The organism is Salegentibacter maritimus (assembly GCF_016236915.1).
In the GTDB taxonomy this organism is placed as follows: domain Bacteria; phylum Bacteroidota; class Bacteroidia; order Flavobacteriales; family Flavobacteriaceae; genus Salegentibacter; species Salegentibacter maritimus.
The window spans coordinates 1-25,823 of sequence record NZ_JAEHOK010000024.1 but is presented as its reverse complement, the minus strand read 5'-3'; the positions used below and the strand labels follow the sequence as shown (position 1 = coordinate 25,823).

The window sequence follows — 25,823 nt, the reverse complement described above, 5'->3', positions numbered from 1 at the left end:
TTTAAAATTTAAAACTCTCTTCTACATAAGGCTTAAAATCAAAATGCGTCCCGCCTGATTTTATATCTTTTAAATAGAGATATGATTTATCTGCTGAGATTTCCAGATCTACCGCATTTTTGTCTTCCCTGATTTTAAATTTTGAAGCCAGATTATTAACAAAGTTTGTGGGTAAGTGAATCCAGATTATTTCATCAGTCCCTTTGAGCAATAGATTTACTTCTCCCTCAAATTTTTCAACCGACACATTAAACCACCAAACCTGTTTTGATTTATTAATGCTGGAAAAGCTAGTATTACTACTTTTTACTGAAGTAGATCTAAAATTGGATTGCACATACTCAATAACCTGGCTCTTTTCACTCATCCTAAAATATTTGGTTGATTAGACTTTTTTGAAGAGATTTGGATGCCAAAATTTTATCATCACTTAATTCAATCAGTTTATCTATATTATTAAACTTTTCTATAATACTCTTTCGCAAATTGGGTAGGTGGTATACAATTTCGAAACCTTTTAAAATTCTAAGATTGAGACCTGTTCTTGAATTTTCTTTACCCGTAATATGTCTAAAATCAAGATATCTGCTATCTAAATTGTGATAAAGATAGTCAGCCTCAATCATATCTTTATTAGGGATTATTGCTGCTACGGATTGATTAGTTGTCAATTCGATTTCTGAAATAGCCACAGTTCCTTTTGTTTTTCCTTGACCAGCTAAGGCTATTAAACAAGTTTTTACAGGAAGTAATTTAGCACTAGACTCTTGTAATCCTTTTCTAGAGATCAGTTTTTCTGTGTTATAAACCCTTTTTTTATGAACTTCACCAGAAGAAAGCCAAGGTATTTCACCATTCTCCCAATACTCAGTTTTTGAAGTACTTGGTGTACCTCCAGCAGTGAGCTTTGCTATATTTCCAATCTTTACAGTTTTAGAATTTTCTTTAATTTGAAAATACTCCTTTCTTAAAACTTCTTTATTTATTTGAAGTTTATCCTTAGTTATTAAACCCCTCTCAATTACTTCATCCATTGCCCAAAGCAATTCGGCCAGTTGGGCTTGTTGGTCTTTGGGTGGGAGGAGAAATTCGTAATTGGCTAAATCTTTAAATTTCACCCTTGGAGAAAGTCCGCCGGCAGAATGCTTTACCGCATAGTCAAAGAACTTATCGTTATTAACTATAAATGGAAGTAATTCTGGCAACAGATTTTCCTTCGCTCTAAAAACTGTAATATCTCCTGAACAAATTCCGTTAAATGGTGCCTGTGCAGCTTTTTTAAGATATGCTCTTCTTCTTCCAAAAAGCACATCTCCTTTCTTGAAGTTTTTTGTGAAAGTGGTAGCTTCTTCAATACTGGCGGAATTTCTTAAATGTATATCTTCAGATACTATATGTTCAAGGCCTACTACATTTCTGATTCCAGCAGCTTCGGGATCTTTAATCGATTCTTTTGGCTCATTTACTACATCGCCAAATTTTATCTTTTGCCAGGTAGATTTATTAACATTTAATTCTTGTTCCAATATTGTTTCCATTAATTCTCCAGGGTTTGAAAAAGTGTTTCCATAGAATGTTTTAACTCGTGGGAAGATCTCTCCCATTTTTCATAGACCTCAGAAAAATCTTCATTTTGGCTTGCATCATATTTATCGGCTCTCACATATAAACTAACAGATAGATTTCCTCCATTTTGAAGAATTTTTTCTTTATCTACTAGAGCAGCAAAATCTTCTTTGTTTTCGAAATTAGAATAAGCATTAAAGATTTTATCGATATGAGTCTGCTCAAGAAAGCCCATAGTTTTCTCCTGTCTAACTTCATTCACAGCATTAATAAAAAGAATTTGTCCTTTTTTATGTTCTGTCTTTTTTGTCCGTGTAATTAAAAGACAAGCTTCCATTGGGGAATTATAAAAAAGATTAGGTCCTAAACCAATAACGCATTCTACCAGATCTTCTTCAATCATTTTTTTGCGCATTGCCGCTTCAGAATCGCGAAATAAAATCCCGTGAGGCCATAGTGAAATAGAGCGGCCGTTTTCAATATCTAAACTTTTTTGTATGTGTTGCTGGAAAGCATAATCGGCACAGCCTTGTGGTGGGGTACCCCATAAATTTCTTCCGTAGGGATCATTGTCAAAACTCTTTTTATCCCAGGATTTAATGGAGTATGGCGGGTTTGCTAGAATTACATTAAATTTCTTTAATTCATCATATTCCAAAAATGCCGGTCTGGCCAGGGTATCACCTCTTACAATTCTAAATTCTTCAATCCCGTGCAAGAACATATTCATACGGGCAATAGCCGAAGTAATCAAGTTAATTTCCTGACCGTATAATTTTAGTGTTCTATATTCTTTACCTTCATCTTTTAAATGTAAGGCACAATTTAAAAGAAGTCCGCCAGAACCACAGGTAGGATCGTAAACACTTTCTCCCGGTTGCGGGTCCATAATCATAGTCATAAGTTTTACCACCGTTCGGTTAGTGTAAAACTCTGCTGCGGTATGGCCGCTATCATCAGCAAACTCTTTTATTAAATATTCATAAGCGTTCCCCAGTTGATCATCGGGTACATTGGCAAGATTTAATTTATGTTGAGAAAAATGCTCAATAAGGTCCGTTAGGGTTTCATCAGTCAGTCGGTCTTTATTGGTCCAGGTGGCATCCCCAAAAATGCCGTAAAGGGTATCGGGATTAGCTTTTTCAATCTCACGCATCGCCTCCTGAATTTCCATTCCTACGTTTGTTGTAGTTTCTCTAACCTCGTTCCAATGAGCTCCTTTAGGAATCTGAAAACGGTGATTCTCTTCAAAACCGGCATATTCTAAATCTCCGTCACTTTCTTTTAAGGCATTCTCAAACTCTTCATCATAAACATCGCAAATACGTTTATAAAAAAGCAGCGGAAAAATAAATTGTTTATAGTCACCAGGATCTATGGTACCACGCAAGGTAGTTGCTGCACCCCAAAGATATTTTTCAAGTTGTTGTTGGGTCATTTATAAGTTTTCAATTTGCTCGGTTTCCTTAACATTAAGGATTGATTCCAATAATCTTTTTAAGGCTAATTTTCTTGTTTCGTAAAAATCAATAAAGTCCTCAAATCCTAATGACTGATCTGTTTTAATATGATTTTGCATCAAAAAGGCTTTTGCATCCAAATCACTAGGGAAGGTTTTATACAACCATTCTGAAAAATGAATATCGCTCTTTTCAGTATTTTGATTTGCCTGTAATAGTTGAAGATTAGATAGTTTGTTATATCTGCTAATGAATTGCTGCTTCATATCATCCTCTTCAATTCCTAATTCGCTTAACTTCCTTTTTCGGAAAAAAGATTTAGGATGAATATGATCCTGGTGATATTTAAAATTATGATTTAAAGAAGGATAAAGGAGAGAAAGCGCACAGTAAGTTCTTGCTTTACCATAATCCATTTCTAAAATATTCTCAATATCATCACTGTTGAAGGAAATAGATTTTCGCTTACCTCTATAATAATCTATAATTTCTTCTAATGGAAACCTTCCAGGGTTTTCATTCATCAAATTTCTCATTACCGGATAAATAGCATCAGGAGTTCCTCCAAAAGTTCCTTTAAGAGAAACACGGGCCAACCATTCCTTTATTTTTTTTCTGTCTACCTCTCTACTTGATGAATGTAGAATTGCATCCTCATAATTATTGGTATATATAAAATAAGCTACAGGAATAACAGAAGTGGTTGCGAGCAAATTGTCTCTGTTGTAGCCATATTTAGAAATTAATTCAACTGCTTTTCGAATACAAGCTGATGCTTTTTCCCAGTTGGATTCAATGACAGCCATATTTTCTTTGGTAAAATTGTCCACTTTAAACTTAACATCATTAAAATCTGCCAAAACCAGACAAGACTTAAGGACAAAATCTTTATTAAAAGCGAAACCATCACCAATTGAGTTAATGTCGTCTACAAATTCATGTATTACCTCCCGGGCATCTTTCTCTTTCCATTGAGCGGTTGCAATTGACAGTAATAAATCTGAATAACTCAATTTAGTACCGCCGCTATTTATCCTTATAAAAATTTGAAGTACTTTATCTAGCTCTTCATCCTCTTCCAGGTAGTAACTAATAACCCCCTTTTGATGTATGTTGTTATAAAGTTTACTAAGCGTATTTATAGCAAACTTGGACTGTTCTTTAGAATAAATAGATGTATTCATTAAATCATTCTCCATGAGGAAAATATTTATATCACCAGGATCCTCGATTTGAAGAATTTGTGAACATTCAAACCAAAAATATCCTTCTTCATTTTTTGCTTCAGCAGAAGTTAAAAACTGGAAATCATATTCCATTTCAATATCCTCGGCCTTACTTAATAAATTTAAATAGAGCTTTTTCTTCGGAAATCCGTTGGGGTTATCCCAGCTGTAGTAAGGTAGTTTTTTAGTATAGCTACCTGTTAAAGCTATAAATAGAGATGTCATTCTCTGCTGTCCATCTAAAATTGCTATTATGTTTTCTTCGTTTCCGAGATCGGCTTTTGTATTGTGTTTAGAAGTTTTTTCGTGATAATGTTTTAAAAATTCGTAGAACTGAAAATCTTTAATCTTATCCTTTTCTACTTTCCAGAACAGAAATGTGCTTATAGGATAATCTCGCATTAAAGAATCAAAAAGTTTTTCGATTTGTTCCGGTTGCCAAACAAATTCACGCTGAATAGAAGGCAGAACATATTTTCTTTTACGAATATTTTCAATTGCTTTTTTTACGGTTATTGGGGTTTCGTATGCCATTACATAAATGTCTTTAAAATCTTTTTAAACTTTTCCTCAGCTTTCAAACTTTCATTCCAAGCCGTTTTTAAATCAGATAAAGCCTCTTCAACAGAAGGCAGGTTATCTTCAATAATTTTTTCTACATAAAGCGGAATGTTCAGGTTGAAATCATTTTCTTGAATGTCTTCAAAATCAGCAAGCTTCACATAATTTTCTACATCTTTATAATCCTTATACCAGGTGAAAATCTGATTTACATGTTCCGCTTCCAGAAAATTCTGAGCACGACCTACTCTTATTTGATCTGATGCATCAATAAATAGCACTTTATTTTTCTTTTGTTCTTCTTTAACTTGTTTAAAGACTAAAACACAGGCAGCGAGTTGCGTCCCATAGAAAATATTTGGCCCTATTCCTATAACTGCTTCTAAAAGGTCTTCCTCAAGTAGTCTTTTACGAATTTTACCCTCTGCGTTTTTCCTAAATAAAGCTCCATGGGGTAGAACAACCGTCATTCGTCCAGTGCTATTCATAGATTTTAGCATATGTTGCACCCAGGCCATATCACCATTTCCTTTTGGCGGCACTCCGGCTATGTTCCTTCCATAAGGATCATTAGCCCAATTCTCAGCACCCCAGTTTTTTAAGGAAAATGGAGGATTTGCAATCACACAGTCAAATGTTCTTAAACCATCGGCTTCAAAGAAAGCGGGCTGCCTAAGTGTATCTCCTCTCACTATCTGGAAATCTTCAATTCCGTGAAGAAACATATTCATTCTGGCAATAGAACTGGAAGTAAGGTTCTTTTCCTGCCCGTAAAGTTTTAAGGTTCGGTAATCCTCATTATTATCTATTAGATGATCTACGCATTCGAGTAACATTCCGCCGGTTCCACAAGCTGGATCATAAACACTTTGTCCTTCGTGAGGATCAAGGATTAACCCAAGCAAATGAACTACCGACCGCGGAGTATAAAATTCTCCTGCCTTTTTATTGGTGAGATCGGCAAAGTGCTTTATCAAATATTCATAAGCCTGACCTAACATATCGGCATCTACCCGGTCATTAGACAATTTATATTGCGAAAAATGCTCTATTAAATCAGTTAGGAGCCTATCTGAGAGTTTGTTTTTATTGCTCCATTGTGCATCTCCAAAAATACCATACAAATAGGTTTGATTTGCCTGTTCTATACATCGCAAAGCTTCTTCTATCTTCTGTCCGATATTAACAGTTGTTTCCCGAACATCTTGCCAGTGGCAATTTTTGGGGATTTCAAATCGGTGAAATTCTGGTAAAGCTGCATAATCTTCATCTCCTTCAGATTCTTCTAAGGCCTTTTGATATTCTTCATCATATACATCTGATATTCTTTTGAAAAATAAGATCGGAAATATATAGGCTTTAAAATCAGAGGCGTCTACTGGACCTTTTAAAATCCAGGCCGCTTTAGATAAATATTGCTCGAGTTGAGATAGGGTGATTTTTTCTTTTTGCATTAAGTAGCTGTGGGAATTAAAATAAAAAATAGCTAGAAACTCTGTAGGGAAGTGTTTTCTGCGCTAGTGGTAAATATAGAAAATCTTAGAGTAATGTTAAAAAAACAGGAATTAAAAATTTGTATAATTGGTGAGTTAATAAATTAATTAGTACCTCTACCTAGTAAAAAATAACATGAACGACAAAGAATCAGGTAAGATTGTAGTTACTCGAAAAGAGCTTTACAACCTTGTATGGGGCAAACCTTTAACTTCACTAATTAAGGATTATGCTTATTCGGATAATGGTTTGCGTAAAATCTGCAAGAAGCACAATATTCCAACTCCAAAACTGGGACATTGGGCGAAACTAAAACATGGTAAAAGATCACCTAAAGTTCCTTTGCCAAAATCAGAGAATATTAATATCGAATTAATTTTGAGAAAAGATGATGAAAACACTTTTGTTCATTCCAATAGTGAACTTGCAAAAATTAAAAATGAATTGCAGCATTCAGGATTAAACTTCACAGTTCCAGATCGTATTTCAGCCCCACATCCACTGGTAAAAAAGGCAAAAGAGATTCTAAAGAACCGAAAAATTGGATGGTTTGGTAAAGGAAGAGACATTATTTATTCGCAAGGAGAATGCCTAGCGACTGAAGTTACAAAACCCAATATTCCCAGGGCTTTAAGGCTATGGAACACTTTAATCAAAATTATACTGCAACGAGGACACAAGATTTCGGAAAATAAAAATTCTGAGTTTCTTATTGATGAAGAGAAATTTACACTTAGAGTGAGGGAAATATTAAAAAGAGTAAAAGTAGAGGATTCACGCTGGGAAAGGTTTGAAATGGTGGGTTCTGGTATAATGTCTATCAAAATTGGTCACGGTTATGGAGCTAAGGAGTGGAGAGATCAAAAAGATAAAAAACTGGAAGTTCAAATTCTGAATATTATAGCCAAACTGGAACACTTGGCTTACAAAGAAAGAACAAAAAGGATTGAAAGGCAGGAAATTTGGGAAAAAATTGAAGAGGAAGAGGCTATTAAGAAGGCCAGGGAGGAAAAAGTCACCACTGAACTTAATAATTTTAAACATCTTTTCGATACTGCGGGCCGCTGGCATCGCTCTCAATATTTAAGGAATTATATCAATGAATTTGAGCGACATGCTGTTGAATCTAACTCCCTTGATAGTCATAAAAGAGACTGGATTGCCTGGGCTAAAGAAAAAGCGGACTGGTACGATCCTTTTATAGAAAAAGAGGTTGATTTATTAAGTGAAATAGACCGGGAAACTTTAAACAAAAGAAAATCTGAATTTTGAGATCTTCAGAAAATGAATAAACAGGCCTTAGAAACCAATTGACAACAAGAATTTAAGTTCCCAAAAAGAGGTAGATTACTTCCTATCTTTTTAAAATTTAGCCTTTATAAAATAGATTCCCGAGGAGTCATAATATTTAATGTTATTTTTCACTATTTGTTGTAATGTGATGTTATCTAATGTTATTTGTGAGTTTTTGTAAGTAGAAATATAAAGCAAATTATGTTAGTGTGATTCAATAATAAGATCGGAAAAATCTTACAGAAGAATGTTAAAATAGTGAATCTGATATTTTTTAACATTTTGCGTACAATTCAGCGTACAAATCTAATATCTAAAAACAAAAAAGCCTTGAAAATCAGTCGATTAACAAGGCTTTAAGTACTCGGGACGGGACTTGAACCCGTACGGCCATAATGGCCATTGGATTTTAAGTCCAACGTGTCTACCAATTCCACCACCCGAGCGTGGTATATTTTATATGAGCGAAAAACGGGATTCGAACCCGCGACCTCCACCTTGGCAAGGTGGCGCTCTACCAACTGAGCTATTTTCGCGTGTTTAAAAGAACTTCCACATTTTTAGTGGCTGCAATAGCGTATTGCGGATGCAAATTTAATATAAATCTTATAATGTCAAAGGCTTTTTTAAAAAAATAAAGAAAAACTTAAAGAAAAAATTCCTTCAGTAATTCATAGCCTAAATTGAAAATTTACAACTCATTGTTTACCAATACTTAATACTCTTCCTCACTATTTTTTACTAAAAACCCCACAACCGCCAACAGAAAACCATCTAAGCCTTCTCTTTAGACTTTTCTTTACCTACAAGGGTTCTTTTAATCTCGTTTAACTTCATTAAAGCCTCTACCGGTGTAAGTGTATCTATATCTATATGTAAAACCTCTTCTTTTAATTCTTGCAGAATAGGATCATCTAGATTAAAAAAACTTAGCTGCATCTCTTCTTCGGCCGATTTCTTTAAAAGCTCCCCTGAGTCTTCCATTTTATGTGACTTTTCAAGCTTTTTTAAAATTTTATTGGCTCGGTGCAATACCTGTTGCGGCATTCCGGCCATTTTGGCCACGTGAATCCCAAAACTATGCTCACTACCTCCAGGTACCAGCTTTCTAAGGAAAAGCACATTGTCTTTTAGTTCTTTTACCGAAACATTAAAATTCTTGATCCGCTCAAAAGTATCGCACATTTCATTGAGTTCATGATAATGCGTTGCGAAAAGAGTTTTAGGTTTGGCAGGGTGTTCATGTAAATATTCACTTATAGCCCAGGCAATAGAAATACCATCGTAGGTACTGGTCCCACGGCCAATCTCGTCTAGAAGCACCAAACTCCTGTCTGAAATATTATTCAAGATACTGGCAGTCTCGTTCATTTCTACCATAAAAGTAGACTCGCCCATAGAAATATTATCGCTGGCCCCAACCCGGGTAAAAATCTTATCTACCAGGCCAATATTAGCAGCTTTTGCCGGTACAAAACTTCCCATTTGCGCCATTAATACAATAAGCGCGGTTTGCCTCAATATCGCCGACTTACCACTCATGTTAGGGCCGGTAATCATAATCACCTGCTGGTTTTCCCGATCTAAAACAACATTGTTGGTTACATAAGCTTCTCCTATTGGCAATTGCTTTTCAATAACCGGGTGCCTGCCTTCCTCAATATTTAGATCGTGATTTTCCTCAATCTCAGGCTTACAATAATTTTCGGCTTTGGCCTGTTCAGCAAAAGAACACAAACAGTCTAATTGAGCAATAAGTTGGGCGTTTTGTTGTACCGGTTGAATATAATCGTTCATCCAAGTTACCAGCTTGCTAAAAAGCTGCTGCTCCAACTGCAGTATCTTCTCCTCTGCCCCTAAAATCTTGGCTTCATATTCCTTTAATTCTTCAGTGATATACCGCTCGGCATTCACCAGGGTTTGTTTTCTAATCCAGTTTTCGGGAACTTTATCTTTATGGGTGTTGCGCACTTCAATATAAAACCCATAAACATTATTACTACCTATTTTAAGCGAAGAAATCCCGGTGGTTTCGGTTTCGCGCTTCAGCATATTATCCAGGTAATCTTTACCCGAAAAAGCTATTTTTCGCAATTCATCCAATTCTTCCGAAAAACCTTCGGCTATACAATTTCCTTTTAAAATATTTACCGGCGCATCTTCGTGCAAACTTTCGGTAATTTTGCCCCGAAGCACCTCACAGGCATGCAAATTATCGCCAATTATTTTTATCGCTTCATTTTTGCTTTTTAGGGCTAATTCCTTAATAGGAATAATTGCCTGTAATGAATGATTAAGCTGAAGTACCTCCCGCGGGGTCACTTTTCCCGTAGCAACCTTAGAAATTAACCGCTCCAGGTCGCTTATTTTTTTAATGTTTTGCTGAATCTCTTCCAATACCAAAGGATTTTCAAGTAAAAATCCTACCACTTCATGGCGTTTTTTCACTTTATCGGCATTCTTTAAAGGAAGGGCAAGCCAACGTTTTAACAACCTACCACCCATTGGCGAGATTGTTTTGTCAATAACATCCAACAGGGTTACGGCATTGGCAGCAGTAGAATGGTATAGTTCCAGGTTTCTAATAGTGAAGCGGTCCATCCAAACATATTCCTCTTCGGCAATACGATTTATGGCGGTAATATGCTGCAGTTTGCGATGCTGGGTTTCGGCCAGGTAATGCAAAATAGCCCCCGAGGCAATAATGCCTTCTTCCAGGTGCTCTACCCCAAAACCTTTTAAAGATTTTGTTTGAAAATGCCCGTTTAAGGTCTCGTAAGCAAAATCCTGTTTAAAAATCCAATCTTCGAGGTAGAACGTATGAAAGTCTTCCCCAAAAATTTGCGCAAAATCTTTCTTGTTTTTCTTCGGAATCAAGACCTCACTAGGGCTAAAATTCTGAAGTAATTTATCTATATATTCTGAATTGCCCTGTGCAGTGAGAAACTCGCCGGTGGAAACATCTAAAAACGAAACTCCAAAGATTTTCTTTCCGAAGTGAATGGCGCATAAAAAATTATTTGATTTACTCTGAAGCACCTCATCGCTTAAAGCCACACCCGGGGTCACCAACTCGGTCACCCCGCGTTTCACTATTTTCTTGGTCATTTTAGGGTCTTCCAGCTGGTCGCAAATTGCTACCCGCTCCCCGGCCTTTACCAGTTTTGGTAAATAGGTATTTAAAGAATGATGGGGAAACCCGGCCAGCTCGGTGCGCTCGCCACCATTATTCCTATTGGTGCAAATAATATTAAGGATTCTGGCGGCTTTTACCGCATCTTCACCAAAAGTCTCATAGAAATCGCCCACCCTAAATAATAATAAGGCATCTGGATACTTTGCCTTTATAGCATTGTATTGCTTCATCAATGGGGTAACTTTCTGAGGTTTTTTTGCTGCCAAAATGCTTAATTTTAATTTCTTGCTAAAGTACAGAATCCCACTTTTTCAAAGGAAAATATCCCATATAAGTTATTTATTTTTTTCCACAATTATGCCGGTAGTATTTCCCCAATCGATCCATTTTCTGTGGGAATTAATTGATAAATCTTTTTTGGCTCCAGGCCCTTTTCTTTCCTATGTGAAACAAAAATTATTGCAGTTTCACTTTCTCGAGCAATCAGTTTAATAAGCGATATAATTTCCAGGGCACTCTTATCGTCTAGCGCATTGGTGGGCTCATCTAAAATAAGCAAGGCCGGATGCTTAATCATAGCCCGCCCAATTAAAACAATTCTTTGCTGAAGTTCAGATAAACCGGTAAAAATAGCGCCGGAGAATGATTCTATTCCCAATACCTTTATCCAGGCTTTTGCAGTTCTAACTTCTTTATCGCTGGGTTTTTGATACAGGCCTATGCTATCTCGCAACCCTGAAATTAACATTTCCAGAACGCTGTTCCTTCGGGTAAAAAGCTCGGTAAGGGAAGGCGAGAAATAACCGATTTTTTTCTTTATTTCCCACACACTTTCGCCGCTACCTTTTTTACTACCAAAAAGATATAAATCTACACCATAAGCCTTTGGATTATCACCATAAATCATAGAAAGCAAGGTGGTTTTTCCAGATCCATTGGGCCCAATAAGTTGCCAAAAGTCAGCTTTCTTAATTTCCCAGTTAATATTTTTTAAAATAGGTTTTTCCTTATACGAAACAGAAACCTCATTCATTTTTACTAAAACCTCCGGAATTTCAGAAAAAACATTGGGTGCCGGTGGAATTGTTGATATAGCTGAAAACGCTGTTTGGCCCCGGGCTTCCAGGAATTCAGAAACAGACATTAAATTTGTGATATCTTGGTTCTCCACTCTTAAAATTGAACATATAAATGGCAATAAATCTTCCTGCCTATTGAATAATTGTATTATAGCGGTTTCAACTGAAACTCTTTCCAGGCTTGATCTTAACGCCTTAACTGAGGTTTTATCTAAACTATCAAATGCATTGTCCAAAACCAGAAAATCTGGTTCTTGCAACAATAAATAATTCAGTAAAGCTTTTCGCTTTTCACCACTGGAAAAAGTCCTCAACGAACGATTCTCACACGTAACTAAAACAGAATTTCCGTGTTTAGCATCTTCTTCAATAAATTTATCTAAAACTACTTTCGAAAAGAGTAATCCTTTTTTTCCTTGCAGTTCCTGTAATTCGGCCGGAGCATTGCCTATTAAAAGTTCTTGCATCCATCTTCCTTTCAATGAAACATCAGTTCCAGGTATGCCGTAGTGTTTAATTTTCATGTATATACTTTTCTGTTTCAGCCCTTCAGGCTGAGATGTAACCGAGACGGCGTGTATGGTTAAAGTGTATTAGCCTTTCAGGCTTTTCTAAAACTACTAACATATAGTTTATTTAGAGCAGCATAACTAAAAGTAAGGCTGCAGGCCTTACACAGCACAACGAGTAGCTTCGCTTCTTGAGAAATAGCCGCTACACGCAACTCACATCTCAACCACATAAATCCTCAGGCTGAAGGCCTGAAACACCTCGCTACTTATCTCCAAAAATACTTCGTATCATAATTGTTTAGTTTATAATCTTTTATAAACTTCTCGACTTCATCTTTATAACTCACAATTTTATGATGTTCTTGTTGTCTTATTATATAATTCTTTACAATTTCAACTTTGTAACTACTTATCGAAAACGCACCATAACCACCTTGCCAGGTAAAACCTGTAACTCCCTGCTCCTTCATCCATTTTGAAGATTGTTTCTTCACCTCTTCAACCACTTTTGCCAGTGAATAATTTTTAGAAAGCCGAAAGAGAATATGAATATGATCTGGCACAGAATTGATCTTTAACGCCGGACTTTCCAAATTCTTTAATATGCCAGCGATGTAAGCGTGCAAAGAATCCGATACATTTTCATTGATATAAGGATATCTGAATTTAGTTCCAAAAACCAGATGGATATACATCTGCGATAGTGATTGCCCCATTTTTTCTTTTTTAGAGATTTGAATTTGAGGCTAGGTACTAAGTTAGATTTTTTTTTAATAAAAATTAAAGTACAGTGAAATTAACTTTATTGATATCCCTGCGCCTGTAAATTGAACAATTCGGCATAAAGTTTATCGTTTTCCATAAGTTCTCTGTGGGTTCCAATTTCCAATACCGCACCATTCTTTAAGACCATAATTCTATCGGCAATTCTTACCGTACTAAAGCGGTGCGAAATAATAACCGCAGTTTTTCCTTCGGTTAATTTAATAAACCGGTCAAAAGCTTCAGTTTCGGCCCTTGCATCTAAGGCCGAAGTGGGTTCGTCTAAAATTAAGACCTCAGCATCTTTCATATAAGCACGTGCAATTGCTATTTTTTGCCACTGCCCTCCCGAAAGATCCTTTCCCTGCTTAAAGCGTTTACCCAACTGCTGGTCGTAGCCTCTAGGCAAATCGGAGATCACCTCATTGGCCAAACTCTTCTCGGCGGCACTGTCTATTCTTTCCTGGTTTTGAATTTCTTCAATTTCACCCATGGCAATATTTTCCCGAAGCGTAAGCTCAAACTTTACAAAATCCTGAAAAATCACTCCGAAGTATTGCTGATATTGGGTTTGATTATATTGTGTTACAGGGATGCCATCTAGTAGAATTTCCCCTTCTGTAGGTTCATAAAACCGAAGTAATAATTTGATAAGCGTGGTTTTTCCAGCACCATTTTCGCCTACAAAGGCCAGCTTTTCGCCAGCTTTTAATTCAAAGTTTATATTGCGCACCACCCAGGCTTCAGATTTCGGATATTTAAAGCCTACGTTTTTAAACTCGAAGCCTTTTTTTATTTTCTTCGGAAGGGATAATTTTTCTTTTTCCAATTCTTCGGAATATTTCAGATCCAGGAATTCAAAATAATCCTGAAGATAAAGTGCGCTTTCAGTAATAGCCGTAAAACGGGTGAAAAACCCCTGTAATTTAGACCTCAACCTGTTAAAAGACCCGGAAAGAAACGTAAGATCGCCCAGGCTAAAGATTCCTGCTACGGTTCTAAAAACAATCAAGAGATAAGCACCGTAATAAGCTCCCGTACCTATCACATTAAATAGCGAGCCCCAGCCGGCACGCTGTTTCGCAAGTTTCTTACTCATTAAATAATAAGTATCAGAAAGATTTTTAAATCGGTCTGCCAGGTAATTAGAAAGGCCAAAGAGCTTCACCTCTTTCGCGGTGACATCGCTGGCACCGGCATAACGCAAATAATCGAGTTCGCGACGCTCCTGTGTCCAGCTTCGCGCCAGGGAATAACTGGTGCCGCTAAATTTAATTTCATTAATTATTGTAGGAACTACCGAAACTACCAATAATATAATAAGCCAGGGCTCAAAAGCTACTACCCCGGCAAGTAAGGTAAAGATCACCACCAAATCTTCGGCCTGGGTAAGAATATTAGACATTAGCCCAACCCTACCCGTAGTTTGTTGGCGGGCACGTTCTAATTTATCATAGAATTCAGCGTCTTCTAATTGATCTAAATTTAATTCTGAAGTTTTTTTAATGATACGAACCGAAGTATCTATTGAATATTGATCGCCAAGAAGCGCATCGGTTAAGCTAATGGCCCTACTCATTAGATCAGACAAAATAGCCAATCCAAATTCAGCGGCTACCAACCACCACAGTCTTTCCAGGTCTTTGGTTTCAGCAGAAATTTGTAAAACCACCTCATCGATAATCAATTTTCCCACAATAAGGATAATTACCGGAAGTACAGCATTTACAGTTCTCGACAATAGATTAGCATAAAAAAGCCACGGATTCACCTTCCTGATTTCTTTAAAAAACCGGGGAACAAATTTTAGGGAGTCGAAACTTCCCTTAAACGAAACTTTATTGGCTTCTAATGATTTTTTGGGTCTTGGCAAGGAGAATTTTTCTTTGCAAGTTAAGTGTAATTTTTAAAAATTTAAGTAATCTACCTCGGGGGATTACACCCTTTGGCGGTGCCAATTAAAAGCATCGTAAAAAGTCTTCCGAAGAAAAGATGGAAAACCTATTTTTGTGCTATGGAAAATCGAAAGTTAAAAAACAGCGAATTAGATCGTAAATCTGTCTCAGAATTTAAAGAGGCTAAGAAAACCCCTATTATTGTGGTGCTAGACAATATTAGAAGTTTAAACAATATTGGTTCGGTTTTTAGAAGTGCCGATGCTTTTTTAATCGAGAAAATCTACCTGTGCGGAATTACTGCAAAACCACCGCATAAAGACATTCAAAAAACCGCTTTGGGTGCCACCGATACGGTTGCCTGGGAATATATTGAAGATACGCTAGAGGTTGTGGAAAAACTACAAAAAGAACAGACCAAAGTTTTTGCTATTGAACAAGCTGAAGGCTCGGTATTGCTAAACAATTTTAAAGCCCAGGCCGGTGAAAAGTTAGCAGTTATTTTTGGTAACGAAGTAAAAGGTGTACAGCAAAAGGTAGTTTCGGCCAGTGATGGAATTATTGAAATTCCACAACTTGGCACCAAGCATTCTTTAAATATCTCGGTAAGTGTAGGTGTTGTGCTTTGGGATTTATTTTCTAAAATCTCACAAGATAACAGGGAGCAAGCCTATATGGCCCACTAGTATTATTTCAATTAAGCTTTTATCTCTTCTAAAATAGAAAGATAATCGGCACGGTTATTTACAAAATCTTTCCCTGAAATATCTATAATCTGCACCTTCATATTGGTTTGGGTTTTTATAAAATTCAGATAGCTTTTATTAATTTCCACTAAATAATCGGGCTGGATATTTTGCTCATAATCGCGACCTCGAACCTTGATATTCTCGAGTAACCTATCGGTGTTTTGATAGAGGTAAATATACAAGTCTGGTTTTACCAGTTCTTTGTACATTAAATGAAAAAGCTTGTAGTACAGGGCATATTCATCTTCATGCAAGGTGATTTTAGCAAAAATAAGCGACTTAAAAACATCATAATCTGATATCACAAAATCTTTAAAAAGATCGTACTGCGCCAAATCATCGGAGAGCTGCTGGTATCTATCGGCTAAAAAAGACATTTCTAAAGGAAACGCATACCGCTCTTTATTTTCATAAAATTTTGGAAGGAACGGGTTGTCTTTAAATCTTTCTAATATAAGTTTGGCATTAAAATCTTCAGAAACCATAGTCGAAAAACTGGTTTTCCCGGCTCCAATATTACCTTCTACGGCGATATAATTAAGTTTATTTAAATGAAAACTATTTTTGGGGATTTCAAGTTTTTCAGAAATCGCACTTATTTGCGAATTATCCTGTACTTCTTGCAAGAGTTTTCCTATAGAAACTTTAAAAACAGGATGAATTTCATCAGCGGCGATATCGACAAGTGGCAGCAGAACAAACTTCCTGTTTTGCATAGATGGGTGCGGCAGCACTAAATCTTTGGTTTCTAAAACTTCATTTTCAAAAAGTAGAATATCCAGGTCCAGGCTTCGGTTTTGGTAAGTCTTAGCATCAGAACGTACCCGGCCAGCATCGGCCTCTATCTTTAACAACTTGCGAAGTACCTCTTCAGCCGAAAATCTTGTAGAAACGGTAATACAGGCATTCAAAAAAGCATTTCCACTAAAACCCCAGGCAGGAGTTTCATAAACCTTAGAAACCTTATTTATCTCGCCAATTTCTAAATATATTGTATGCAGTGCATTTTGCAGAAGCTCAAAGCGGTTGCCCACATTGCTTCCCAGGGCTATATGTACTATTTTTGGGGAATTCAAACTACGTAAGGAAAAGTTTTTTAAAGCTGGACTGTAAATTTCACAGCAAATTAAGTAAAACAAAATCACATACCCCTAATTTTGCAGGAAGACTTAAAAAATAAAATTGGATAAACTTTTACTAAAAGACCAACTTACAGCGCAACGCATCTACTTAATCCTGGCCGGGCTTTTTATAGCTTCGTTAGTAGCTTCAAACTTAATTTTTCAGAAGTTTTTTAGCTGGGATTTTTTTGGACTGTATACCTTTGAAATTTCTGTAGGAATTCTCCCCTATCCGGTTACTTTTTTAATCACCGATATAATTAGTGAGATCTACGGTAAGAAAAAAGCAAACCAGGTTGTGACCACGGGTATTTTTGCCTCGCTCTTTTCCTTATTGATCGTTTATACTGCAGATGCCGTACCGGCAACCGAATGGTCACCTATAAGCAATGCCTTGTTTACCCAGGTTTTTGGTGCTACCACTATAGCGGTCTTTGCCTCTATGGTTGCTTATTTACTGGCACAGTATATAGATATCCAGTTGTTTCATTTTTGGAAAAGACTAACCAAAGGAAAACATTTATGGCTTAGAAATAACTTTTCTACCTTCCTATCACAGTTTGTAGATACGTTTTCGGTCTTGTTTTTGCTCTGTAGTTTTAATAAAATTGAATGGGAACTATTTGGTGGGTTGTTACTTAGCGGATTTTTGTTTAAAGTAATTGTGGCCGCCCTGGATACCCCACTCCTCTATGCCTCGGTTTATGCTTTTAGAAAGCGTTTTAATCTGAAACAGGGAGAAGAAATAGAATATAATTAATAAAATAAAGCTGTTTAAAAAGTTTTTAAAACGAGCTGTGTTTTACTCACGCTCATATTGATAGACAAGATTGAATTAAATAATAAAAAAATGAAAAAAGCATTTAAAATAATTGGTATTGCATTATTGGCAATTGTTATTATACTTGTTGCAGCACCTTTTTTATTCGAATCTCAAATAAAAGACTATGTGCGTAAAACCGCCAATAACAGTGTAGATGCCCAAATTGAATTTAGCGATATTGGTCTAAGCCTATTTAAAAATTTTCCTCAAGCTACGGTGGTAATTGAAAATTTTAGCGTGATTAATAATGAGCCTTTTAAAGGAGACACCCTTGCTATTGGTGAAGAAGCGCAGTTAGAAATGTCTATTAAAGAATTATTTAAGGGAGCTGATGAACCTAAAATTTTAGACAATATAAAAATTAACAATACCTACTTGAATATTAAGGTAGATTCGCTTGGCAATGCCAACTACGATATTGCAATTGAAGATACTACCACAACTACCGGTGATTCTACTTCAACCGGATTTAGCCTTGATTTAAAGCATTATGAAATAAATAATTCGCGCGTAAAATATTTAGATGAAGGCCAAAATCTATTATTGGATGTAGAAGAATTAAACCACCAGGGAACCGGTGATTTCTCCCTTGCCACAAGTGAACTCGATACTAAATCTAATGCCCTGGTTTCTTTAGATTTTGATGGCGTAAACTATTTAAACCGAAACAAAGTCGCCCTTGATGCAGTAATCCAAATGGATTTGGAGAATATGCGTTACACCTTCCTGGAGAACAAAGCTACCATCAACCAATTACCACTTACTTTTGAAGGTTTTGTTCAGGTAAATGAAAACAATAATGAAATAGACCTAAGTTTCCAGACGCCTTCTTCAGACTTTAAAAACTTCCTGGCGGTAATTCCTGAAACCTATGCAAAAAACATTGAAAATGTAGAAACCAGCGGAAATTTCATTGTGAATGGAAAAATACAGGGTATTGTAGACGAGACCTATATCCCTAAAATGGATATAAAAGTAAGTTCAGACAATGCCTCTTTTAAATATCCCGAGTTACCAAAGAGTGTACAGGATATCAACATAGACCTACAGGTTCTAAACGAAACCGGAATCCTGGAAGACACCTATCTTACTTTCAATGATGTGACTTTTAGAATAGACCAGGATAAGTTTGCGACCAACGGAAGCGTAAAAAACCTAATGGGAAATATGCTTATAGATATGTCGTTACAGGGAACCCTAAACTTAGCGAACCTTAACAAAGCTTACCCCTTAGAACTGGAACAGGAACTAAATGGAATATTGACAGCCGATGTTACCACGCAATTTGATATGAATTCTATAGAAGAAGAACAATATCAGAATGTAAAAAGTAACGGAACCGCCAGTATTAGGAATTTCAGTTATAAATCGCCCGAAATTCCCAATGAGTTAAAGATCGCTAACGCTACTATGAATTTTAACCAGGGTAATGTGCGTGTTCCTGAATTAAAACTAAGTACCGGGCAAACCGATATTTCGGCTACCGGAAATATTGAAAACCTTATGGGTTTTCTATTTACCGATCAAAATCTAAAAGGGAACTTTAAAGTGAATTCAGATGTTTTTGCAATCAACGACTTTATGATTGCAGAAACTGAGACTAAAGCTGAAACCGGAGCTCAAATTTCTGCACAGGCTACAAAAGAAGCGGTTAAAATTCCTTCATTCCTGGATACAGAACTGGTTTTTGCGGTAAATACGGTAATTTACGACAACCTTAAACTTAAAGATGCTAAAGGAAGTATTATTTTACGTGACGAAACCGCCACTTTACAAAATATTTCCACAAACATTTTTGGCGGAAATATAGCCCTAACAGGAAATGTTTCTACAAAAGGTACAACCCCTACATTTAACATGGACCTGGCGCTAAACGCATTAAATATAGCTGAATCGTTTAACGGATTGGAAATGCTACAGGGATTGGCCCCGGTAGCCCAGGCCTTGCAAGGAAAATTGCAAACCAATTTAAAATTAAATGGAAACTTAAATGAAGACCTTACCCCACAGCTCTCAACACTTGCCGGGAACGCCCTGGCCGAAATTCTTACGGCAGAGGTAAATCCCGAAAAATTAGCTTTGCTTTCCCGATTAGACCAGCAATTAGATTTTATTAATTTAAGTGACCTGGACCTGGATAAGCTAAAAACAAAACTAACCTTTAATGATGGGATGGTACAAATTGAACCCTTTAGTTTTAATGTAAAAGGGGTAGACGTTAAGGTTTCGGGTAGCCACGGATTTGATATGAATATGGACTATACCCTGGCCCTGGATGTTCCGGCCAAATTATTGGGCAGCCAGGTAGGAAATGCACTAAGCAAGTTAAGCGGGGACGAACTACAAAATATGATGGTAGCATTGCCCATTGGCCTAAAAGGAACTTTTCAAAATCCACAAATCAATATAAATATGCAACAAGCAGTAAGCAATCTTACCCAAAGAATTGTGGAAAAACAAAAAGAAGACCTTAAAGACCGTGGCAAGGATGCGATTAAAGATATAATTAACAAACAAATGGGTGGAAATCAACAACAGCAAACCGATAGCATTGCCTCTCAAGACTCTACCCAAACCCAAACTCCTAAAACAGAAGACAAACCTAAAAGCCAGGAGGAACAGGTTAAGGATGCAGCCAAAGATATTTTAGGCGGCATTTTTGGAAAAAAGAAAAAGCAAACGGACACCACAAGTAATTAAAAAATAAAGCCTCATAATTTCCTATTATCCTGGGAATTTATGAGGCTTTTTTAAAACCACCTTGGGTATTATATTCCCTGGCGATGCCAACAAAGTCTAATTTTGTCCAGCTGAAATTATTTCAACTTCTAGTATGTTTTAACTATCATTATCTTAGATGCTGAAATAAGCATGACGTCCTTTCAGCTTTATTCAATTAAAGTACTCCTAACTCCACTACAAAGCCTTCGTGGGCGCGAACGTTAAACACGGTACCGTCTTCAAAAATTAAATACTGGCCTTTAATTCCTTTTAATACTCCTTCATAAAACGGACTTTTCCCCAGGTTAAGGCTTTTTACCTTTTTTGGAAATTCCAGCACCGGAAAATCAATTTCAAGTTCTTTTCTATCGCCCAGGTAATATTCTTTAGCTTCCTCCGGGATAAAATCTTTTAATTTATCTCTTTCTTCAGCAAGGTTAAGATCTAAAACCTCGTTGGTTAGCATTTTTCGCCAGTTCGTTTTGTCTGATACGTGATCTTTTAAAGCTACTTCGGTAACTCCGGCAAGATACCTATTGGGCACCTCAACTATTTCAATAGCTTCGTGGGCTCCCTGGTCTATCCACCGGGTAGGAATTTGCGTTTTTCGGGTTACACCAACTTTTACATTGCTGGAATTAGCCAAATAAACTATATGTGGCTGTAATTGGGCTTGTTTTTCATAATCTAAATCCCTATCCTCTTCATCTAAATGCGCCTTGCTCAGTTCGGGTTTCATAATCCAATCACCTGCCTGGGGAATAGACGAGAAACAATCATAACAATACCCCTGCCGGAATATTTTCTTTTCCAATCCGCAGTTTAAACATTGAAAACGAAGGAAATTAAGGCTTATTTTTTTATTGAGTATTTGATTTATATTGATAAAATCGTCCTCAAAAACCAGGTAATATTGTACTTTATCTACAATTTCGGTTCTCATTTTTTTTAAAACGCCTTCGTATCTCATCATTTTTTCCCTATTTTTAACCGAAGTTGATTTGCAAGCTTCGAAGTTTAAATTATTTTTATCCAGCCAACCAGCTGAAGCATTCTCAGCGTATAAAGATATAAAGAATAATGCCAATTCCACTAGTAAACTCCGTGGCCTCCTGGTTCCTAAAGAAGCGAATTCACCAAATGGAGTTGTTTATAAAATACCCTCACGAAGTGCAACACGAGTTGCTAAAGGATTTACTTTCTAAGGCGAGAAACACAGAAATTGGCAAGAAGTACAACTTTGCGGAAATCAAAAATCCCCTTCAGTTTGCAGAGCGTGTTCCAATTCAAAAATATGAAGATTATGAGGCCTGTATTGAACGCAGCAGGCGGGGAGAAAATAATATTTTTTGGCCTACCCCTATAAAATGGTTTGCCAAATCTAGTGGAACTACCAGTGCAAAAAGTAAGTTTATACCGGTAAGTGAAGACTCCCTGGAAGATTGCCACTACAATGCAGGAAAAGACCTGCTTTGTATGTACTTAAACAACAATCCGCAGTCACAACTTTTTACAGGGAAAAGCTTACGATTGGGAGGCAGTAAGGAAATTTACAAAAACAACGGTACGGCATACGGAGATCTTTCGGCTATTTTAATTGCAAACATGCCTTTTTGGGCAGAATTTAGCAGCACGCCAAGCAACGAGGTTTCCCTTATGAACGATTGGGAAGTAAAGATGCAGGCAATTGTAAATGAAACAATTAAAGAAAATGTAACCAGCCTGGCCGGTGTACCCAGTTGGATGTTGGTGCTACTCAACAATATTTTGGAGACCAGCGGTAAAGAAAACCTGTTTGAAGTTTGGCCAAACCTTGAAGTTTATTTTCACGGTGGGGTAAGTTTTGATCCTTATGCACCGCAATATCAAAAGATTTTACCCAAAGAAGATTTTAGGTTTTATGAAATCTATAATGCTTCGGAAGGATTTTTTGCCTGCCAGGACCAGAACGATTCCAAAGAGCTTTTATTAATGCTGGACTACGGAATTTATTATGAGTTTATTCCTATGGATAGCTATGGAAGCGAACAGGAAAAAGCTATTCCGCTAGCCGAAGTAAAAACAGGAAAAAATTATGCGGTGGTAATCACTACCAACGCGGGCCTATGGAGATATAAGATTGGTGATACAGTTAAATTTACTTCTACAAATCCTTATCGCATCAAAGTAACCGGCAGGACCAAGCATCATATCAATGCTTTTGGAGAAGAGTTAATTATCGAGAATGCCGAAGAAGCCTTAAAAAAGACTTCCCTTGTTACCAACTGTGAAATAGTAGATTATACCGCTGCACCAATTTTTATGAAAGGCAAAGAAAAAGGTGCGCATGAATGGATTATAGAGTTTAAAAATCCGCCGAAGGACTTTGATAAATTTAGGCATGAGTTGGATTTAGCCTTACAACAGGTAAATAGCGATTATGAAGCAAAACGCTATAATAATATGACGCTAAATATGCCGAAAATACACCAGGCACGAGAAAAATTATTCTACGATTGGCTTAAGAAAAATGACAAACTTGGCGGACAGCATAAAATTCCCAGGCTTTCTAATTCCAGAACTTATGTAGAAGAATTATTGGGAATGAACCAATAAAAAACCGCCTAAAATGGCGGCCTTTTCATTCAATATATTTTAATTTTAAAACTGAAATGCATACTGAATTTTCAAGCCAAATGCCAGGGTTTTAACTTCATCTAAATCCTGTATTTCACGGGCTGACAATAAGCTGCTAAAAGTAAAGTCTGTAGGGGCCTGGGCATTATAATGAACAAACCTCTCCCCTGAGGTGTCTGGCTTAATATCATTTAATCCGTAATCTAGAAAAAGCCCCATATAAAGCGACCTATTATTCTCCAACATTAATTTCACACCGCTTTCCAAATGAGCTACAAAATTTGTTTTTAGGTCGAGCTCAGATTTAGAATTATTTACAGCTTTAAATTCGCCAAAACCTGCAAATGTAGGACTGGTAAGTTCCACGTCATACTGTGAATAATATCCGCTGGTTTCTAGTGAACCGGCCGAACTTTGGTATTCTGAATTTAAAACTAAACCTGCTTTAACTCCGGCAGCTGCATAAAACCTGGTCGTACCAAGCGATTCGTATTGAACCTGAAGAGGTATATTTAAAAAGTAAACCTCCTGGTTCTCTGAAAAATTTGAAGCTGCATATCTAAATTCAAAAGATTCTGCCTCAGAATCCTGAGTCATATACGCCCCTTGGGCAGTAGGTACAAAAATGGCCCCTTCCATATACTGCAATTCGGCACCTGTCCCAAGGCTCCAATTTTCAGTTAGGTAATAGGAATATTTGGCCCCAAGACCAAAACCATTTTCCAATTCACTACTCGCTCCTAAAGCTTCATAATTAAGCTTAGAAAAAGAGCCCTGTAGGTAAAAGGAAACTTCGTTATTAGACTGGGCAAATGTCGCCATATTAGCACTAAGTAAACTTAGTGCTAATATAAGACCTAAAGTAACTCTACTAGTTACGTTGTTTATATTGCTATTTTTCATATTTGTTTTAATCATTAAAGTAAATTTCAATAAGCATAAAACTATCTTATTTTACTATGAATTTGAGTGATTTATAAATGCTCTTAGTTTCAATTTTAAGAATATATACTCCTATTTCAAGATTATAAGGCAATGTTATGTTTGTACTTTTACTATTTGATTTCATTTGTTGGATAAGCCCCCCGTTAAGGGTATGTATTGATAGGTGCATGGTCTCAAGCTCCTCTTCCGGGAAATCGGTTAATAGTTCCATAGTTCCTCCAGAATTAACCGGGTTTGGTGCTAATGAAACATTTAAAGAGCTTTTTAACTGAACTGAAGAAATACAAGTTCTTAAAACTTCGCCATCTTCCGTTTCCAAAACCACGTAGTAGGAAGCATCAGCATCTAACTGATCACCGGTATTATTCCCTACAGAGTAGTATTGGTCATTACCAATTACAGAACCATTTTTGTACCAACGGAAACTCACAAATTTGTATCCGCCGTTGGTTTCAGGGTTGTTGTTAACCAGTAGTACATTATTAAATTTCTGAATTACAATATCCTCAAAATTGAAATTCTTTTCTATTATTATATTGTAAGTAGTACTCACATTTCCATCCCCTGAAGTAACTACAAGCGTTCTTCTATAAATCCCGGGAGTTGGCGTGTTTACAGTAAAGATATTTTGACTATCTATGGATGAACCTTGATTTGGTTCAAGTTCAATTTGAATCTCATTTTCTGAACTTCCACAACCAATTAGGTAGTAAATATCAATATTAGGATCGTTATAAGTTGTACCATTAATACTCGCGCTAACCAATCGGGCTTCACTACCATTTATAGTTAGGGTTCTTACCACAGGAGTGGCTGCCTCGTAGTTTTGGTTTCCTTCCTGCCTGGCCGTAATGGTAATTTGCCCACCACCTAGAATTCTCACAAAACCTCTAGGGCCAACTGTAGCTGCCGGGTTTTCTGATTCATAAGTGTAAGAATACATTACCGGTAAACCTGATGTAGCAACTGCATTTAGCTGAAAATGTTCATCTGATAATTGATTTCTATCTTCAAGTTCATCGAAAGTGATGCTTTGTGATGCTTTATTAATTACCATATTAGCGGTTAGCACCAAGTCTTTATACCCTGGTTTGCTAACTTTTGCCGTAACAAGGTAAGTCCCGGCATTTGTTTGCCCATTATTGGTATATTCTACCGTAGCACCCTCTGGAAGGCCAGATACAAATATACTGTGTTCTGTGCCGTTATAAACAAAAGCCTCAGTGTTATCAGCAAAACTCACTCCGGTAAATTCTGCTTTTTCAATCACTAAAGTCACCTCTTTTGAGGTCGCAAAGTAATTTTCAGTTTCAACTGAATTCACCGTAATTTCATAAGTTCCGGGTTCTATAAATCCTTTTTGAGGAGTATAGGTCAACTCAGTTTCTGAATGATTTAGGTTTGCTACGATATTCTTAACCGTTCCATCATAAACAAAAGTCTGAACAGCATCTGCGCTTATTTCTGCCTCAGCTTTATCAATCGTGAGTGTAGCAGTCAACTGAGCATCAGGACAAGTTTCAATTCCTGAAAAAAGATTTGCCGTTACAGTATACACCCCTGCTTTTATAGCTCCGTTTTGAATTCCTGTTTCCGGAACAATAGAATATTCTACAGAAGCAGTTTCAGGAAGATTTTTAACTTCCAGGCTATGGGCGTCTCCATTATATTCAAAACTTGCATCATGAAATGTCACCGCGTTTAATGGTGAAGGTTCTACAATTACTTTTTGCTTTTGTATAGTTGTATTTCCGTTCCCGTCATCAAAACTCCAGGTAATAACATAAGATCCTATTTCGTTGTATGTTAGCGGATCTGACGTTGTCGCAGTTAATTCTGAACAATTATCTTTAGCTGTTGGAGC

At 36.7% G+C, this 25,823-nt stretch carries 18 protein-coding genes and 2 tRNA genes; 5 read left to right on the top strand and 15 right to left on the bottom strand.

Going from position 1 to position 25,823, the window contains the following annotated elements; genetic code table 11:
• Position 1: 1 nt before the first annotated feature.
• From I6U49_RS14505 to I6U49_RS14485, 5 genes are read right to left on the bottom strand one after another with little or no spacing between them, the layout of a single operon-like run.
• The gene (locus tag I6U49_RS14505; RefSeq protein ID WP_198629368.1) at positions 2 to 367 is read right to left on the bottom strand and encodes a hypothetical protein; all 366 of its coding nucleotides are present in this window, start codon (positions 365 to 367) and stop codon (positions 2 to 4) included.
• Position 368: 1 nt separating this feature from the next.
• On the bottom strand, positions 369 to 1,538 hold the full coding sequence (locus I6U49_RS14500) for a restriction endonuclease subunit S (protein ID WP_198629367.1): 1,170 nt from the start codon (positions 1,536 to 1,538) through the stop codon (positions 369 to 371).
• Positions 1,538 to 3,004 carry a type I restriction-modification system subunit M gene (locus I6U49_RS14495; RefSeq protein ID WP_198629366.1) on the bottom strand — a complete coding sequence of 489 codons (1,467 nt, stop codon included), beginning with the start codon at positions 3,002 to 3,004 and terminating at the stop codon, positions 1,538 to 1,540. Before I6U49_RS14495 ends, I6U49_RS14500 begins: the two co-directional genes overlap by 1 nt.
• Positions 3,005 to 4,786, bottom strand: coding sequence for a DUF262 domain-containing protein (locus tag I6U49_RS14490; RefSeq protein WP_198629365.1), 1,782 nt, complete (start codon positions 4,784 to 4,786; stop codon positions 3,005 to 3,007).
• The gene (locus I6U49_RS14485; RefSeq protein ID WP_198629364.1) at positions 4,786 to 6,267 is read right to left on the bottom strand and encodes a type I restriction-modification system subunit M; all 1,482 of its coding nucleotides are present in this window, start codon (positions 6,265 to 6,267) and stop codon (positions 4,786 to 4,788) included. Before I6U49_RS14485 ends, I6U49_RS14490 begins: the two co-directional genes overlap by 1 nt.
• Positions 6,268 to 6,442: 175 nt before the next feature.
• On the opposite strand from I6U49_RS14485, the gene I6U49_RS14480 reads away from it, so the two are divergent.
• Positions 6,443 to 7,579 carry a hypothetical protein gene (locus I6U49_RS14480; protein ID WP_198629363.1) on the top strand — a complete coding sequence of 379 codons (1,137 nt, stop codon included), beginning with the start codon at positions 6,443 to 6,445 and terminating at the stop codon, positions 7,577 to 7,579.
• A 382-nt stretch (positions 7,580 to 7,961) separates the two neighbouring features.
• Here the strand turns inward: I6U49_RS14480 and I6U49_RS14475 are convergent.
• The 6 genes from I6U49_RS14475 to I6U49_RS14450 form a co-directional block, all read right to left on the bottom strand.
• A tRNA-Leu gene (locus I6U49_RS14475) sits at positions 7,962 to 8,046 on the bottom strand.
• Between the two features lie 17 nt (positions 8,047 to 8,063).
• Positions 8,064 to 8,136 (bottom strand) — tRNA-Gly (locus I6U49_RS14470).
• A gap of 238 nt (positions 8,137 to 8,374) precedes the next feature.
• A complete protein-coding gene (gene mutS / locus I6U49_RS14465; RefSeq protein ID WP_198629386.1) occupies positions 8,375 to 10,966 on the bottom strand; it encodes a DNA mismatch repair protein MutS in 2,592 nt (863 codons plus the stop codon).
• A 125-nt stretch (positions 10,967 to 11,091) separates the two neighbouring features.
• Positions 11,092 to 12,339, bottom strand: a complete 1,248-nt coding sequence (locus tag I6U49_RS14460; RefSeq protein WP_198629362.1) for an ATP-binding cassette domain-containing protein — start codon at positions 12,337 to 12,339, stop codon at positions 11,092 to 11,094.
• A gap of 254 nt (positions 12,340 to 12,593) precedes the next feature.
• Positions 12,594 to 13,043 (bottom strand): IS200/IS605 family transposase, encoded by a 450-nt coding sequence (tnpA, locus tag I6U49_RS14455; RefSeq protein WP_193711699.1) that lies wholly within the window; start codon positions 13,041 to 13,043, stop codon positions 12,594 to 12,596.
• Positions 13,044 to 13,129: 86 nt separating this feature from the next.
• Positions 13,130 to 14,962 carry an ABC transporter ATP-binding protein gene (locus I6U49_RS14450; protein WP_198629361.1) on the bottom strand — a complete coding sequence of 611 codons (1,833 nt, stop codon included), beginning with the start codon at positions 14,960 to 14,962 and terminating at the stop codon, positions 13,130 to 13,132.
• Between the two features lie 141 nt (positions 14,963 to 15,103).
• Between I6U49_RS14450 and I6U49_RS14445 the strand changes: the two genes are divergently transcribed.
• Positions 15,104 to 15,670, top strand: coding sequence for an RNA methyltransferase (locus I6U49_RS14445; RefSeq protein WP_198629360.1), 567 nt, complete (start codon positions 15,104 to 15,106; stop codon positions 15,668 to 15,670).
• Between the two features lie 11 nt (positions 15,671 to 15,681).
• Here the strand turns inward: I6U49_RS14445 and folK are convergent, their stop codons facing one another.
• Positions 15,682 to 16,809, bottom strand: a complete 1,128-nt coding sequence (gene folK / locus I6U49_RS14440; protein WP_198629359.1) for a 2-amino-4-hydroxy-6-hydroxymethyldihydropteridine diphosphokinase — start codon at positions 16,807 to 16,809, stop codon at positions 15,682 to 15,684.
• A 106-nt stretch (positions 16,810 to 16,915) separates the two neighbouring features.
• On the opposite strand from folK, the gene I6U49_RS14435 reads away from it, so the two are divergent.
• Together I6U49_RS14435 and I6U49_RS14430 are read left to right on the top strand one after the other, a co-directional pair.
• A complete protein-coding gene (locus I6U49_RS14435) occupies positions 16,916 to 17,614 on the top strand; it encodes a queuosine precursor transporter (protein ID WP_198629358.1) in 699 nt (232 codons plus the stop codon).
• A gap of 90 nt (positions 17,615 to 17,704) precedes the next feature.
• The gene (locus tag I6U49_RS14430) at positions 17,705 to 20,377 is read left to right on the top strand and encodes an AsmA-like C-terminal region-containing protein (protein WP_198629357.1); all 2,673 of its coding nucleotides are present in this window, start codon (positions 17,705 to 17,707) and stop codon (positions 20,375 to 20,377) included.
• 196 nt (positions 20,378 to 20,573) lie between these two features.
• On the opposite strand, the gene I6U49_RS14425 is transcribed toward I6U49_RS14430, so the two are convergent.
• Positions 20,574 to 21,368 (bottom strand): DUF2797 domain-containing protein, encoded by a 795-nt coding sequence (locus tag I6U49_RS14425; protein ID WP_198629385.1) that lies wholly within the window; start codon positions 21,366 to 21,368, stop codon positions 20,574 to 20,576.
• 110 nt (positions 21,369 to 21,478) lie between these two features.
• Between I6U49_RS14425 and I6U49_RS14420 the strand changes: the two genes are divergently transcribed.
• Positions 21,479 to 22,993 carry a GH3 auxin-responsive promoter family protein gene (locus I6U49_RS14420; RefSeq protein WP_198629356.1) on the top strand — a complete coding sequence of 505 codons (1,515 nt, stop codon included), beginning with the start codon at positions 21,479 to 21,481 and terminating at the stop codon, positions 22,991 to 22,993.
• 45 nt (positions 22,994 to 23,038) lie between these two features.
• Here the strand turns inward: I6U49_RS14420 and I6U49_RS14415 are convergent, their stop codons facing one another.
• Together I6U49_RS14415 and I6U49_RS14410 are read right to left on the bottom strand one after the other, a co-directional pair.
• Positions 23,039 to 23,917: a hypothetical protein gene (locus tag I6U49_RS14415; protein ID WP_198629355.1), complete on the bottom strand. Its 879-nt coding sequence runs from the start codon at positions 23,915 to 23,917 to the stop codon at positions 23,039 to 23,041.
• Between the two features lie 46 nt (positions 23,918 to 23,963).
• Positions 23,964 to 25,823 (bottom strand): T9SS type A sorting domain-containing protein (locus I6U49_RS14410; RefSeq protein WP_198629354.1); only part of this gene is annotated, 1,860 nt, incomplete at its 5' end.